This window comes from Uliginosibacterium sangjuense (assembly GCF_059132465.1).
The window spans coordinates 302,268-316,576 of the sequence record NZ_CP101132.1; the positions used below are offsets into that span (position 1 = coordinate 302,268).

Annotated in this window: 16 protein-coding genes; 8 read left to right on the forward strand and 8 right to left on the reverse strand. The window is 67.0% G+C overall.

All coding sequences use genetic code 11. The features are described from left to right. Positions 1-59: 59 nt before the first annotated feature. The 7 genes from NMB43_RS01425 to NMB43_RS01455 all read left to right on the forward strand — a co-directional run bounded on the left by NMB43_RS01425 (position 60) and on the right by NMB43_RS01455 (position 6,647). Positions 60-1,979: a TonB-dependent receptor domain-containing protein gene (locus NMB43_RS01425; RefSeq protein WP_494350374.1), complete on the forward strand. Its 1,920-nt coding sequence runs from the start codon at positions 60-62 to the stop codon at positions 1,977-1,979. Positions 1,980-2,136: 157 nt separating this feature from the next. Further along, complete coding sequence (locus tag NMB43_RS01430; protein ID WP_494350375.1) at positions 2,137-2,715, forward strand: DUF3299 domain-containing protein; 579 nt, start codon at positions 2,137-2,139, stop codon at positions 2,713-2,715. A 50-nt stretch (positions 2,716-2,765) separates the two neighbouring features. Further along, the gene (locus NMB43_RS01435) at positions 2,766-3,212 is read left to right on the forward strand and encodes a Fur family transcriptional regulator (protein ID WP_494350376.1); all 447 of its coding nucleotides are present in this window, start codon (positions 2,766-2,768) and stop codon (positions 3,210-3,212) included. Positions 3,213-3,215: 3 nt separating this feature from the next. Next, complete coding sequence (locus tag NMB43_RS01440) at positions 3,216-4,010, forward strand: ZIP family metal transporter (protein WP_494350377.1); 795 nt, start codon at positions 3,216-3,218, stop codon at positions 4,008-4,010. Between the two features lie 18 nt (positions 4,011-4,028). Continuing rightward, complete coding sequence (locus NMB43_RS01445; protein ID WP_494350378.1) at positions 4,029-5,081, forward strand: CobW family GTP-binding protein; 1,053 nt, start codon at positions 4,029-4,031, stop codon at positions 5,079-5,081. 152 nt (positions 5,082-5,233) lie between these two features. Next, entirely contained in the window at positions 5,234-5,989 is a 756-nt protein-coding gene (locus NMB43_RS01450; protein WP_494350379.1) for an NYN domain-containing protein, read from the forward strand. Positions 5,990-6,056: 67 nt separating this feature from the next. Then, the gene (locus NMB43_RS01455) at positions 6,057-6,647 is read left to right on the forward strand and encodes a malonic semialdehyde reductase (RefSeq protein ID WP_494350380.1); all 591 of its coding nucleotides are present in this window, start codon (positions 6,057-6,059) and stop codon (positions 6,645-6,647) included. A gap of 148 nt (positions 6,648-6,795) precedes the next feature. On the opposite strand, the gene NMB43_RS01460 is transcribed toward NMB43_RS01455, so the two are convergent. Both NMB43_RS01460 and NMB43_RS01465 read right to left on the reverse strand, forming a co-directional pair. Beyond that, on the reverse strand, positions 6,796-8,439 hold the full coding sequence (locus NMB43_RS01460; protein ID WP_494350381.1) for a pectate lyase family protein: 1,644 nt from the start codon (positions 8,437-8,439) through the stop codon (positions 6,796-6,798). A 194-nt stretch (positions 8,440-8,633) separates the two neighbouring features. Further along, on the reverse strand, positions 8,634-9,647 hold the full coding sequence (locus NMB43_RS01465) for a transporter (protein WP_494350382.1): 1,014 nt from the start codon (positions 9,645-9,647) through the stop codon (positions 8,634-8,636). 147 nt (positions 9,648-9,794) lie between these two features. Between NMB43_RS01465 and upp the strand changes: the two genes are divergently transcribed. Then, positions 9,795-10,430: a uracil phosphoribosyltransferase gene (gene upp / locus NMB43_RS01470; protein ID WP_494350383.1), complete on the forward strand. Its 636-nt coding sequence runs from the start codon at positions 9,795-9,797 to the stop codon at positions 10,428-10,430. Between the two features lie 14 nt (positions 10,431-10,444). Here upp and NMB43_RS01475 read toward each other — a convergent pair whose 3' ends face one another. The 6 genes from NMB43_RS01475 to NMB43_RS01500 form a co-directional block, all read right to left on the reverse strand. Next, positions 10,445-10,711, reverse strand: coding sequence for a hypothetical protein (locus NMB43_RS01475; RefSeq protein WP_494350384.1), 267 nt, complete (start codon positions 10,709-10,711; stop codon positions 10,445-10,447). Between the two features lie 112 nt (positions 10,712-10,823). Next, positions 10,824-11,426 carry a DJ-1/PfpI family protein gene (locus NMB43_RS01480; RefSeq protein WP_494350385.1) on the reverse strand — a complete coding sequence of 201 codons (603 nt, stop codon included), beginning with the start codon at positions 11,424-11,426 and terminating at the stop codon, positions 10,824-10,826. A 10-nt stretch (positions 11,427-11,436) separates the two neighbouring features. Beyond that, a complete protein-coding gene (locus NMB43_RS01485; RefSeq protein ID WP_494350386.1) occupies positions 11,437-11,700 on the reverse strand; it encodes a hypothetical protein in 264 nt (87 codons plus the stop codon). A gap of 136 nt (positions 11,701-11,836) precedes the next feature. Then, positions 11,837-12,223 (reverse strand): DUF3597 domain-containing protein, encoded by a 387-nt coding sequence (locus NMB43_RS01490; protein ID WP_494350387.1) that lies wholly within the window; start codon positions 12,221-12,223, stop codon positions 11,837-11,839. Positions 12,224-12,305: 82 nt separating this feature from the next. Then, a complete protein-coding gene (locus tag NMB43_RS01495; protein WP_494350388.1) occupies positions 12,306-13,187 on the reverse strand; it encodes a 2OG-Fe(II) oxygenase in 882 nt (293 codons plus the stop codon). Further along, positions 13,151-14,203, reverse strand: coding sequence for an AraC family transcriptional regulator (locus tag NMB43_RS01500; protein WP_494350389.1), 1,053 nt, complete (start codon positions 14,201-14,203; stop codon positions 13,151-13,153). Before NMB43_RS01500 ends, NMB43_RS01495 begins: the two co-directional genes overlap by 37 nt. Positions 14,204-14,309 lie beyond the last annotated feature (106 nt).

Genomic DNA, 14,309 nt, shown 5'->3' on the forward strand with positions numbered 1-14,309 from the left:
ATAAAGTGTTGCCTGCCGCCACGGTCAGTGCCAGTCCTCTCGGGACCAGCAGCGCCGACATGGGCACGCCGGTCAGCGTGCTGGCGGATGAAGAGCTCGTCAGCAAGCGTGCCGCCACCTTGGGCGAAACGCTGGAGGGCGAGCCGGGCATCAGCGCCAGCCACTTCGGCGCGGGCGCCAGCCGGCCGATCATTCGCGGCATGGACGGCGCGCGCGTGCGCGTCATGTCCGACGGCGCCGAAGTGATGGATGCCTCCACCATCAGCCCCGACCATGCGGTGGGCGTGGAGCCGATGCTGTCCACCCAGATCGAAGTGCTGCGCGGCCCCTCCTCGCTGGCCTACGGCGGCGGCGCCATCGGCGGCGTGGTCAATGTGCTGGATGAGCGCGTGCCCACGGCGATCCCGGAGAACGGCCGGCGTGGCGGCGTGGAGCTGCGTGGCGCCTCCGCCGCACGGGAGGGGGTGGTGGCCGCCAGCGTGACTGCCGGTGGCGGGAACGTCGCCGTGCACGCCGAGGGCCTCAAGCGCTACGCCAGCGACTACCGCGTGGGGGATGGCTGGTCGGGTGGCGACAAGGTACTGGGCAGCGACAGTCGCAGCGAGAGTGGCAGCTTCGGCATGTCCTGGATCGGTGAGCGTGGCTACATCGGGCTGGCGGTCAGCTCGATCAGCAGCCGCTACGGCCTGCCGGGGCACAGTCATGAATACGAGGGCTGCCATACGCACGATGACAGCTTGCACTGTGGTGGCCACGAAGAGGAAGAAGAGGGCGACGACGATCATGATCACGACCACGATCATGGTGCCGAGTCGGCGGCAGACGTGCCGCGCATCAAGCTCGACAGCCTGCGCTGGGACTTGCGCGGCGAACTGCGCGATCCGCTGCCCGGCTTCGCCAAGGCACGCTTGCGCGCGGCCCTGACCGACTACCAGCACGACGAGGTGGAAGACGGTCAGATCATGACCACCTTCAAGAACAAGGCGCATGACGGCCGGCTGGAGCTGGAACACCTGCCCATCGCCGGCTGGCGTGGCGTCGTCGGCCTGCAGGGCAGCGCACGCGACTTCTCGGCCGACGGCGAAGAGGCCTACATCGTGCCGACCGAGACGCGGCGTCAGGCGCTGTTCCTGACCGAGGAATACCGCCTGGGCGCCTGGCGCTTCGAGGCCGCGGTACGCCAGGAATGGCAACAGATCGACGCGCAGGGCGAGCAGCCCGATCGCGATCACACCGGCACCTCGCTGTCCGTCGGCGCCAGTTGGAAGTTCGCGCCAAGCTACCTGCTCAGCGGTTCGCTGACCCGGGCCCAGCGCCTGCCCACCGCCGAGGAGCTGTATGCCGACGGGCTGCACCTGGCCACGCGCACCTATGAGCGCGGCGATGCGGATCTCGACAAGGAGACCTCGGTCAATCTCGACATTGGCGTGCGCAAGCTCAGCGGCCCCACCACCTTCTCGCTGGGGGCCTACTACAACCGCGTACGCAACTACATCTATGCGCGCACCCTGGACGAGCTGGATGGTCTGCAACTGATCCAGTACAGCCAGCACGATGCGGTGTTCACCGGCCTCGAAGGCCAGGTCCGCCAGGCCCTGAGCCCCAACTACGGTGTCGCGCTGTTCGGCGACTATGTGCGTGGCAAGCTCAGTGGCGACGGTGGCAACCTGCCGCGCATTCCTGCCGCACGCGCCGGCGTGCGCTTTGACGCCAGCCTGGGCGGCTGGGAAGGGCTGGTGGAGACCTATAGGGTGTCCAGTCAGGACAATCTGGCTGACTACGAGACCCGTACCCCGGGCTACACCATGCTGAACCTGGGCGTCTCGCGCAGCCTCGCGGTCGGTGGGGTGGGCTATCAGTTCTACGCCCGCCTCAACAACCTCACCAACGAATTGGCCTACGCCCACACCTCCTTCATCAAGGATGCGGCGCCACTGACCGGCCGCAACCTGGTGCTGGGCTTGCGCGCGAGTTTCTGACGCACCCTCCGGGGCGCGACAGCAAACGATGAATCGCTGGCGCGCCCCGGAGGGTGCGCCAGAATCGCGCGCCGGCAGAACGAATTCCAGGCGGCTTGCTCCAAGGCAGCAAGGCCGCCCACAATGGGCGCAGCCACCCCGCATGAAACCCTCCCCCATGAAGACGCTCCTCCTGTTCCTCGCGCTTGCCGCGCCCCTGGCAAGCATGGCCGCCGACAAACCGGCCTACAAGGTCGGCGACCGCCTCGCTCAGTCCGCCCCCGCCGCCAAGACCGCGTTCCGCACCATCACCTGGGATGCGCTGATGCCCAAGGACTGGGACCCGATGGCGCCGATGAAGAAAATCGACCTGTCCAAGCTGCAGGACGGCGACCCCAAGGCCAATGAGGCCTTGGCCAAGCTGCGCGAAGCCTGGGACAACGCCCCCCTGGCGCGCGAGATGGACGGCCAGGCTATCCGCATGCCGGGCTTCGTGATCCCGATTGAAAAGGTCAAGGACGAGGTCACCGAGTTCCTGCTGGTGCCTTACTTCGGCGCCTGCATCCACACGCCGCCGCCGCCGGTGAACCAGATCGTCTACGTGGTCAGCAGCAAGCCGATCAAAATGCAGACCATGGACCCCTACTGGATCAGCGGCCAGCTCAAGCTCGACCGCCGTGACAGTCCCTTCGGCCCGGCCGGCTACCGGCTCGACATGCAGCAGTTGGAGCCCTACAAGCAGCCAGGGCAGAAATAGGGTTGTGCAACTAGATTGCACAAGCAACCGGCCTGTGCTCCAATGGCAGCATGAGCGAACCGCAATCCTCTGACATCCAGGCCGCCAGCGAGCGAATCCGCGCCCTGGGCGCGCGCGCCACGCCGGCGCGCATCGCAGTGCTGCGCCTGCTCGAAGGGGCTGAGCGCGCGTTGAGCCACCATGACGTGGAGAACGCGCTGCGCGACACGGGGATCGACCGCGTCACCCTGTACCGCGTGCTGGACTGGATGGTCGAGTCCGGCCTCGCGCATCGGGTGACCGATGTGGACCGGGTGTTCCGCTTCAGCCTGGCTTCGGCCAGCACCCCGGCCCATGGTGCGCACGCCCATTTCCGCTGCGAAGGCTGCGGCAAGGTGTTCTGTCTTGAAGACATTCCCGCCCAGCCGCCGGCCCTGCCGCCGGGCTTTGCGCCACACGCGGTGGAGCTGTGCATCACCGGCCAGTGCGCGCGCTGCGAAAACGACCACAAGGAATAACAAGTGACGCTAGTCTGGATTCTGCTGGCCACCCTGATGGGCGGCATCCTCAGTCTATTGGTCGCCGGTCTGGTCATTGCCGGCCTGCCGCAGCGCTGGATGCCGCGCCTGGTGGGCTTTGCGACGGGCGTGTTGCTGGCCGTGTCGCTGCTGGATGTGCTGCCCGAAGCCTTCGAGAGCGGGGCCGATCCGCACAGCCTGTTCCTGACCCTGTTGCTGGGCCTGCTGGGCTTCTACGGCCTGGAGCGTGTCGCCCTGTGGCGCCACGCGCATGTGGATGAGGAAGGGCACGATCAACATTGCGGCGGGCACGAGCATCACCACCATCGACATGCGCATGGCGTGGGTCATCACACGGTGGTGTCGGTGCTGGTCGGCGATGGTTTTCACAATTTCGTCGACGGCGTGCTGATCGCGGCGGCCTTCCTGACCGATCCGGCCCTCGGCTGGACCACGGCTTTCGCGGTGATCGCGCACGAAATCCCGCAGGAGACCGGCGACTTCGCCATCTTGCGCGCGGCCGGCATGTCTACTGCTCGCGCCCTGTGGTTCAACGGCCTGTCCAGCCTCACGGCGATATTTGGTGGCTTGGTCGGTTACTTCGCGCTCACGCATGCAGAGGATGTGCTGCCCTACATCCTGACCATCGCCTCGGCTAGCTTCCTCTACATTGCGATCTCCGATCTGCTGCCCATGCTGCGGCGCGAGGGGCATCGGAGCACCTCGATGTGGCAGACCGTCGCGATGCTGATGGGGATCGGGCTGATCGCATTGTCCTCCCTCGGGCATTCGCACTGAGGCCCTGGCGGTTCCGCCATGGACAAGCGCATTCCCGTCACCCTGCTCACTGGTTTTTTGGGCAGTGGCAAGACCACGCTGCTGCAAGCCCTGCTGCGTGATCCGGCCATGGCGGGCTGTGCGGTGCTGATCAACGAGGTTGGCGAGGTCGGGCTGGACCATCTGCTGGTGCAGGAACTCACGGAAGAGATCACGCTGCTGGAATCCGGCTGCCTGTGCTGCACCGTGCGCGGTGATCTTTCGCGCAGCCTGCGTGAGCTGTTCATGCGTCGTCTGCGGCGCGAGATCCCGCGCCTGGACCGCGTGGTCATCGAGACCACCGGCCTGGCCGACCCGGCGCCGGTGATCCACACCTTGATGCGCGACTTCTTCCTCGCCGAGCGCTTCCGCCTCGACGGCGTGGTGAGCACGCTGGATGTGCGCAACGCGCCCTGGCAACTGGCGCAACACCCCGAAGCGATCAAGCAGATCGCGTTGGCGGATCGCGTGGTGCTGACCAAGTGCGATCTGGCCGACAGCCTGCTGATCGAGGAGGCGCGCGAACGCGTCGCGGCCTTGAACCCGCAGGTCGACTGCTGGCAGTCCGAACCGGGCAAGGTGCCGCCCGGCCTGCTCGAAGGCATGGGCCTCTATGACCCGGCTACGCGCAGCCCCGACGCGCTGCGCTGGCTTGGCGAGGCCGCCCGCAAGGCCCAGCAAGGCTTGCAGCGCGACGCCTTCGGGCGCCCGCTGGCGGCGCAGAACAGCGAGGCCCTGCATGACGCCCGCGTGCAGACGCACGTGCTGCGCTTCGCCCAGCCCTTCGCCTGGGCTCGCTTTTCCGAGGCCATGGACATGCTGCAGTCGGTGGTCGGCGCGCACATCCTGCGCGTCAAGGGGCTGGTGGCCGTGGAAGGTGAGCCCGTACCGCGCGTGGTGCATGCCGTGCAGCACGAGCGCTATGACGAGGCGGTCCTGGACGCCTGGCCGGACGAGGACCACGACACCCGCCTGGTGTTCATCGTGGTCGAGCTGCCCCGCAGCGTGATCGAGAAGGCCTTCTCGGCCTTCGCCGACGCGACGGCCGAGTAAGGCCGTACTCGGCTCCCCTCTCCCGGCCCTGCGGGCCACCCTCTCCCTCAAAGCGGGAGAAGGGAACAAAAACATCCGGCAGCTCACTCCCGGATTCCACTGTGTTCCATCCGGGCTACACTCCAGAGCACCTGCCTCTACCGGACTCAGCCATGACCCCCTCCTCCGACCGTTTCGTGGCGCTGTTCATCGACGCCGACAATGCACCCGCCAGCCATGTGGATGTCATCCTCAACGAGCTGGCCGGCTTCGGCACCGTCAGCATCCGCCGCGCCTATGGCAACTGGAAGGGCGAGCGCCTGAACTCCTGGGCCAAGCTCTTGCATGAGTATGCGATCCAGCCGATCCAGCAGTTTGACCTGACCAAGGGCAAGAATGCGACTGACATGGCGCTGACCATCGACGCGATGGATGCGCTCTATGCGCGCAAGGTCGACGTGTTCGCCATCGTGTCCTCCGACTCCGATTTCACCCCGCTGGCCACGCGCCTGCAGGCCGATGGCAAGACCGTGGTGGGCTTCGGCGAACGCAAGACGGCCAGCGCTTTCGTGAATGCCTGCTCCAAGTTCCTTTACCTCGATGTCGAGGACCTGGTGGAGGAGGCGGCGGAAGAGTCCGCGCCGGCTGGCGCGCGGGCCAGCGTGGCGCGCAAGTCGGGCAAGGAGCTCAAGGGCGACTCGCGCCTCGTCAGCCTGTTGCGCAACACGGTCCAGGCGGCCGAGGGTGACGACGGTTGGGCTGCCTTGGGGCGCGTCGGCCAGCAGATCGCCAACCAGGCCTCGTTCGACTCGCGCAACTACGGCTACAAGAAGCTGATCGACCTGATCAAGGCGGTCGACCTGTTCGAGATCGAGACCCGCGAGGGCAACACGCTGTACCTGCGCGACAAGCGCAAGCGGAACGGTTGATGCGCGCGGCTTGTCTCAGCCGGGCTGTCCCGACCATTCTGTCCTTACCCGAAGCAAGGAGTCTCCCATGAATCTGCCCCTGCCCGATGCCGCGCTGGATCAAGCTTTCCGTACGGCCCGCACCTTCAACCGTTTTACTGACAAACCGGTCAGCGACGATACCCTGCAGGCCATCGTGGACCTCATGAAGTGGGGGCCCACGGCGGCCAATTCGACGCCGGGGCGCTTCGTGTTCGTGAAATCCGCCGAGGCCAAGGAGAAGCTGCGCCCCTGTTTGTCGCCGGGCAATGTCGAGAAGACCATGGCCGCGCCGGTGAACGTCATCGTCGCGATGGATTCGCGCTTCTGGGAATACTCGACTTTCCTGTTCCCGGCCTACGACATCCGCCCCGGTTTCGAGTCCAATCCCGCGTTGTCGGCGACCGTCGCCTTGCGCAACAGCAGCTTGCAGGGGGCTTACTTCATCGTCGCCGCGCGCATGCTGGGCCTGGATTGCGGGCCGATGTCGGGTTTCGACAACGACAAGCTGGACGCGGCCTTCTTCGCGGACGGGCGCTGGAAGTCCAACTTCATCATGAACCTGGGCTACGGCGATGCCAGTGGCAACTATCCGCGCGGCCCGCGCCTGAGCTTCGAGCAGGTCGCGCGCATCGAGTGAGTCGCAGGCTTGCCGCTCCCTGTCGTCCCTGCGACGGCAGGGCCCCAGGCAAGCATTTGCCCTGGCGTGAGCGTGACAAGTCGAGGGCGTAGCGCACAACAAAAAGCCCGGCACTTGGCCGGGCTTTTTGTTGCCGGGAGGCGGCGGTTTACAGCTTGCCAGCCCCTGCGTTGGCGGTCACCTTGGCCTTGACGGTCGAGGCATCATCCGGCGTGTAGCCGTAGTTGCTCGACGGCGTCCAGAAGCTATCGGTCTTCACCAGCGCCGGCTTGCTCAGCGAGGCCGCCATCGTGTTGGCGGCGGCGAACAGGTCGCGCGCCACGCCGTTGAGCGTGCTGCCGTTGTCGAAGAAGTAGGTTTTCTGGTTCACATCCAGCCCGCTGCCCGTGGTCGGCGAGGCCTTGTGCCAGGTGTAGAACATCACCGTGTCATCCACCTTGGCGGGGTTGCCGGCCGGCGCGTCCTGGATCTCCCACACGTTGTGCTCGGAGTAGATCTTGGCCAGATAGCCGATGCCGATGCCATACAGGTAACGGTTGTGCGGCACCGGTGAGCCATCGGTGGGGGCGTAGGCGCCCAGGTAGCCGATCTGCCCGCTGTAGTAGTTGTTGTAGATGTGCACCTTGCCCAGGCGCACGCGCGGCAGGCGTTGGCCGGCGTTCTGGTACCAGTTGTGGTGCAAGGTCACCGACAGCGCGCCCCAGCCGTTGTTGACGTTGGTGGTGTCCGAACTGCCGATCAGGTTGGTCTTGTCGTGGTTCTTGAACACGTTGTAGCTGAGCGTCACGAAGTCGGATTTGTTCGTGATGTCCACCGCGCCGTCGTGATGCTGGATGAAGTAGTCCACGCCCACGTGCGGCGCTTCGAACACGGACGGGAAGGTCCAGTCTTCGCGATTGCCATCACTGAACGTGCAATGGTCGATCCAGATGTTTTTACCGCCGTTCAGCGTGACCAGATCGTAGTTCGAGTTCCAGCGACCGCCCGGGCACTTCTGCGGGCCGGTGTTGGCATCCACGTAGGTCGCCTGGCAGCCGGCCTGGGCTGGCGTGGTCAGCGAGAAGGAATCGGTCGGCGTCCACTGCGGGAAGTAGTCGAAGGCGTCCTCGAAGGTGATGTTGCGGATCACGATGTTGTCGATGCCGTCGCCTGCCGAAAGCTGGCCCTTGATGATCTTGGCATCCGTGCCCCAGCCGATCAGCGAGGTGTTCGGCGCCAGCCCGATCTTGACGATCTTGCCCTGGTTGCCCGAGGAGGTGGAGCGCAGCGACTCCTGCGTGCCGGACACGCCCTTGGGGCGGTTGTTGGCGCTGTCCCAGTTGGTGGGGTTGGCGTTCCACACGCTGGGCTTGTAGGCCGCGACGTAGGCGTTGAAGTCATAGCCGGGCGCGGCGTAGTCGGCCTCGACCAGCTCCTTGAGCGCCTTGTTCATCGACAGGTTGATGGTGCCCTTGATGTAGATGATCTTCTTGGTGCTATCCAGGGTGCCGCTGAACGTGCCATCGTCATTGATGGTGGCGGTGCCGCCGTACAGGGCCTGGATCAGCTCGTTGCGGTTGGTCACCGTGTAGGTATGGGCGGCGTCGGCGCCATGGCCGCCGGTAGGGGTCACGCTATTGGCGGTGGCCCAGCCGTCGGCGCCCAGCGAGGTGGCCGGTGCGTAAGGCGTGGTCGGTGTGGTGGGGGTGGTCGGTTGCGGGTCGTCGTTGCCCGAACCGCCGCAGGCGATCAGCACACTGCTCAAACCCACGCTGCAGATGACCGCCAGTGGCCACCGGTGATGCTTTTTCATGCTTTGTCTCCTCGGATGCACACGGCAGCACGCTGCTGCCGCGGGTGGGACCCCGTGCGTCGCGCCGAGTGCCACCAGCCGGAGCGGACGCACTGTCCACCGGAACTGGCCCTGACAAGGCCTGCGCGGGATCGCTGTGAACGATAACAATCGCTGGTATGGCAGCGGCCGTGGGTTTGTCAGAGTGTGTGTCTTCAGCGTCGCCGGCGGAAGGCCAGCCAGGCCGCGATGCCGGTGAACACGGCCACGATCAGCACCACGGCGCGGAAGCCGTGCTCATGCTCGGCGAAGGGAATGCCGCCCACGTTCATGCCGAACAGGCTGCCGATGATGTTGAAGGGCAGGGCCAGCACGGTCACGATGGTCAGCACGTAGAGGCTGCGGTTGTCCTGTTCGTTGACCATGGCCGCGATCTCTTCCTGCAACAGCTTCACGCGCTCGACCAGCACCGCCGAGTCGTTGATCGCGGCCGAGAATTCCTCGGTGGAGTGGCGCAGCTCCTGGATGTCCTCCTCCAGCATCCAGGCCGGCGGGCGGTTGAGCAGGCGGAACAGCGCGGCCGGCTCGGGCGCCAGCAGGCGCTGCAGGCGCACCAGCAGGCGGCGCAGGTTGCCCAGCTCGGCGCGGCTGGTCTCCAGCCGGCGCGCGAGCATGCTGTCCTCGATGCGGTCGAGGCGGCGCGTCGTTTCGCGCACGATCTGCACCAGCACGTCGCCCTGGTCGCGCAGCAGGTGGATCAGCAGCTCCACGCTGGAGCGGAAGCTCTCGCCGGCGTTGACCGCTTCGCGCAGGCGGTCGATCGAGCGCAGCGGCGTGGCGCGCGCCGACACCACCACGCGCGGGGTGACCGACAACCACAGCGTGGCGATGTTGGCGGGGTCGAAGCTGAAATCGAACAGCACGTCGTTGAGCACCGCCAGCAGCGCATCCTCGGCGAACTCCACGGTGGTCGAGCGGGTGCCCTCGCGCAGTGCCTCGTAGAACGTGTCCGACAGTGCCAGGTGGCGCTGCATCCATTTCTGCGCGGCTGTGTTGCTGAGGTTGAAGTGCAGCCACACGAAGCTCGCGTCCTGTGCGTCGCGTGGTGCGGCCAGCCACTCGGCCGCTTCGGCTGAACTGAGCGGCATGCCGGCCGAGCCGGGCTGGAAGCGGTAGCCGCAGATCAGGCCGGACTGGTCGGAACCGTAGTTGTCGCTGATGATCTTCATGGGGTCAGCCGTGGGCGGGAAGGCGGCGAACAGTTTGCCACAGCCGCATGACATGACTTCGCGCCCGCCAGGCATTGAGGCGGCGCATGCGGAGCGGCCGGCGCCTGGGCTATGCTTGGGCCATCCTATCCCTCAGGAAGTCACACCATGCCCATCATCGCCGTGCGCCACCCCTTGGTGCGCCACAAGATCGGCCTTCTGCGCGAAGCCGACATCTCGACCAAAAAATTCCGCGAGCTGACCAGCGAGTTGGCCAGCCTGCTGGCCTACGAGGCCACCGCCGACCTGCCGCTGGACACCGTCACCATCGACTGCTGGAGCGGCCCGACCCAGATCGAGCAGATCCGCGGCAAGAAGTTCACCGTGGTACCCATCCTGCGCGCCGGCCTCGGCATGCTCGACGGCGTGCTGGACATGGTGCCCAGCGCCAAGGTCAGCGTGGTGGGCCTGTCGCGCAACGAGGAGACGCTGCAGCCCGAGCAGTATTTCGAGAAGTTCGTCGGCGGGCTGAGCGAGCGCATCGCGCTGATCGTCGACCCGATGCTGGCCACCGCCGGATCGATGATCGCCACCATCGACCTGCTCAAGCGCCGCGGCTGCCAGGACATCCGCGCCCTGGTGATGGTCGCCGCACCGGAAGGCATCAAGGCGCTGGAGGCGGCGCACCCCGACGTACGTTGCTGGACTGCCGCCGTCGACAGCCATCTCAACGAGCATGGCTACATCATTCCCGGCCTGGGAGACGCCGGCGACAAGATCTTCGGTACCGTTACCAAGGAGTAGGGCTGCCTGCCGGCTCAAGCGGCCTTGCGCAACCAGGCCGGCGAGGCTTCCCACTCGATCCAGCCCAGCGCCACCAGTTTGCTCAACTCCTCGATGATCGGCAGCTCATCGAGGATCAGGCCCAGCACATGAGGGTCGCGGCGGCCATCAACCAGTACCAGCAGGCGGCGTTGCAGGCGGCCCAGCACCGGGTCGTGCGTGTCCAGCAGGTGCTGGCCCAGGGGCGTCCGGCGCGGGGCCGACAGGGTTGCCGGCGCGCCCGGCATCCATCTCATCGTCATCTCGTGGCTCATCTGCTGGCTCCCGTCCGAAGCTGTCTCGGACTTCTGCTTGGAGCGGCAGGCCAGGCCACAAGTTGAATGAATCTTTCATGACAGGCGGGGAATGCCGCCTTCAGGGATTCTCCGTCCAGTCGAATTCGAGCTGGCGCGCCGTGCGCTCGGCCAGGAGTCGTCCGCCCAGGCGCTCCACCAGATGCAGACTCATGTCGATGCCGGCCGAGATGCCAGCGGAAGACACCACTGGTCCTTCGTCCACCCAGCGCACACCTTCGCGCACCGCCAGGCCCGGGAACATGGCGCGCAGATCGGCGATGTCCTCCCAGTGCGTGGTGGCCGCCTTGCCCGTCAGCAGGCCGGCCTGCGCCAGCAGGAAGGCGCCGGTGCACACCGAGGCGGTGATGCGCACGCGTGCAGCCTGCGTGGCGATCCACGGCGCCACCTCGGGGCGGGCCAGCTCGTCCGTCACCACGCCGCCCGGCACGATCAGCACGTCCAGCGGCGGGTGGTCGGCGAAGCTGTGATCCGGCTGCACCAGCAGGCCGGCACGTGCCCTGACAGGGGCCTGACGGTGGCTGATCGTGCACACCTCGAACAGCGGTGCGCCGGGCGTGCTGCGGGCGTGCACCCGCGTCGCCGTGGTGAACACCTCGTAGGGACCGGCGAAGTCGAGCACCTCGACCTGGTCGAACACATGGATGCCGATGCGCAGCGTCATGTCGGCTCCTTCACTGCAGCACGAAGACCATGCCCAGCGCGCCGACCGACAGGGTGCGCTCGCCGGCGGTGGTGTAGGAGGCGATGCCCAGCGAGTGATAGTTCGACACGAAGGCGGTGACGGAGCCAATGCCCAGCACGCCGGCCAACGGGCTGTTCTCGGCGATGCTTTCCTTGATGCGCGTGCGGTGGCGTTCCGGCGAGGGGTTCAGCAGGAAGGCGAGTACCAGCAGCACGCCCAGTGCGGCCAGGGGGGCGAGGGTTCGTTTCGTCATGGCAGGCGGCCCGGAGGGTGAGGGGGTCTCCAGTGTAGCGAGTCGGCGTGGCTGGCCGGCATTGTCGGTGCCGGGCGTGGGCGACCGGAAGAAAAAAGGCCGGGCAAGGCCCGGCCCGTGCGGCGTGCTGCGCGGCTCAGTCCAGCAAGTCCTTCGGCACGTTGCCGCCGTTGTCGGCCAGCTTCTGCAGCACGGTCTTGTGCAGCCACATGTTCATCTGCGCTGAATCGCCCATCTTGTCGGCCGGGCAGCCCAGCTCGGTTGCCAGCTCCTTGCGCGCGGCGAGGCTGCTGTCCAGACCCAGCAGTTTCATCAGGTCAACGATGGACTGCTTCCAGTTCAGTTTCTCGGCGTGCTTGGCCGCCAGCCCTTCCAGTTGGGCGACGACATCCACCACAGCGATTGCCACCGGGGCGGCCGGGGCGGCGGGTGCCGCCGCAGGCGCGGGCGCTGCAGCGGGGGCGGCGGGCTTGTTCGCATCGCCAAATCCGAGTTTCGCGAGAATCTTGCCGAACAGACTCATGACCACTCCTTTGCAGATCGGATGAAGGAGCTTCGGTATAGCACCGCGGCATGACAGCGGCGGGACAAACGGCCCGTCGTGCTCAGCCGAAGCGCCGCTGGCGCGACCACTTGGTCATGATCCATTTTTCGCCCGCGGTGACCGGCAAACCCGCATGACGGCTCAGCGGGTCGACCTGGCCGGCGGCATTGCAGTACTGGAAGTAGAGCGCGCCACCGCGCTGGGGCTGCACCGTGATGCCGGCATCCGGGAAGTGCGTCGCGCCGCCGCCCGCGACCTCGTTGAGGTACAGGATCAAGGTGGAGAAGCGCTGGCCGCCCGACTCCATGCGCAGGTAGCTGCCGGGGTTCTGCAGCGGGAAGTAATCGAAATGCGGGTGGTACTGGTCGCCCACCCCGTAGCGCAGGATGGCGAAGCCCTCGCCGTTCTCCACCGGCCAGTTCAGCAGGCGCGCGAGGCGTGTCTCCAGGCGCGCGATCAGCGCGTCCTCGCCGCGCTTGAACACGGTGCCGGCGCTGACGCGGATGGGGTCCGCCTTCGACTTGCCGCTGACCGGGTCGATGATCGTCGAGGGCTTCAGGCGCGGTCGCGCGCGTTCGATCACCGCCGCGCACTCCTCGTCCGACAGCACCTTGGCGAACTCGATCGCGTACGGCCGGGCGAAGCGCTGCCGCACCTCGACCATGCGGTCACCAGCGTCGATGTGCGTGCCCGTGGCGACCGGCAGGATGTCATTCACATAGTCCGCGCCGGCCCCGTCGTGGAAGGGGTAGGGCGGCACCACCGGCCGGCTCGGCAGCGGCACCTGCGCCTGGCCCCGCGACACCGCCTGGGCCACCAGGTAGCCGGCGGTGGCGGCGTCGAAACCGAGCTGGGTCATCGCCTTGAGCAGCAGCTCGGGCGCCGTCTGGTGCTGCACGTAGTGCTTCAGCCAGCCGATCCAGGCCTTGTCGATCTCCAGCATGTCGTCTCCTCTCCGTCTTGTCCGGTGGGGGGCACGGGCTGCTCCGTCCGCTCATGTTCCGCCCGCCATTGCTTGCGATAGCGCGCCGGCGGCAGACCGAAGCGGCGCTTGAAGGCGCGGTTGAATGCGGCCTCCGAGTCGTAGCCCACTTCGGCGGCAACCTGCACGACGCTGCGGCTGCTGCTGCGCAGGGCGTCAGCGGCCAGCTCCAGGCGCCAGTCTGCCAGGTAGCTCATCGGTCCCTGACCGAAATGGCGGGCGAAACGCTCGGTCAGGCTGGAGCGCGCCAGGCCCGCGTCTTTTGCCAGCTCGTCCAGCGTCCACGCATGCGCCGGGCGCCGGTGCAGCGCGGCCAGGGCGCGCCCCAGCGCGGGGTCGGCCGCACCGGCCAGCCAGCTCGTGCCGCCTGGTGGTTGTTGCAGCAGGTAGCGGCGCAGGCTCTCGGCGAACAGCACCTCGGCCAGGCGCGCGCCGATGACCTTGCTGCCGGGCGCGTCCTCGCCGAGCTGGGCGAGGGCGTGGCGGATCATCTCTTCCAGCACGCGGCCATAGGCGTCGTGGCGGATGTTGACGCGTACTACGCGCGGCAGGCCGGCGATCAAGGGCTGGATCAGGCGCGCCTCGCAGGCGAGGTAGCCGCAGATCAGGTGGGTCGCCTCGCCCTCGCCCTCGCCCAGGCGCGACAGTCGCAGCGCGCCGCTGAGCAGCGCGGCGGCCGAGGCTTCGCCGTCGATCACGTCCGTGGCTAGGCCATTGCCCATGTGATGGGCGTCGCCATGCGGCAGCATCACGATGTCGCCGGCCGCCAGCGGCGTGGTCTCGCCACCGACGCGGATGTAGGCGCGGCCCTCGGCGATGAAATGAAACTCGATCAGATGGCTGGCCTCGCTCGCCACATGGCGGACGAAGCGCTGCGAAGGCGGCGAGCTGACGCACCAGGGGGCGGCGCAGCGGGCGTTGAAGAACATCGCACCCGACAGGCGTACGGCGCGCAGCAGTTCGGAGAGGGCGTCCATGGTGACGCGATGATTCCGCGAGTGCGGTCCGCAGGCAAGCGTCTTGGGGGGTGGCTGGCGTGTCGGGCAAGGAATCCGGCCGCTGGGGCAAGCGGGCTGACCGCGC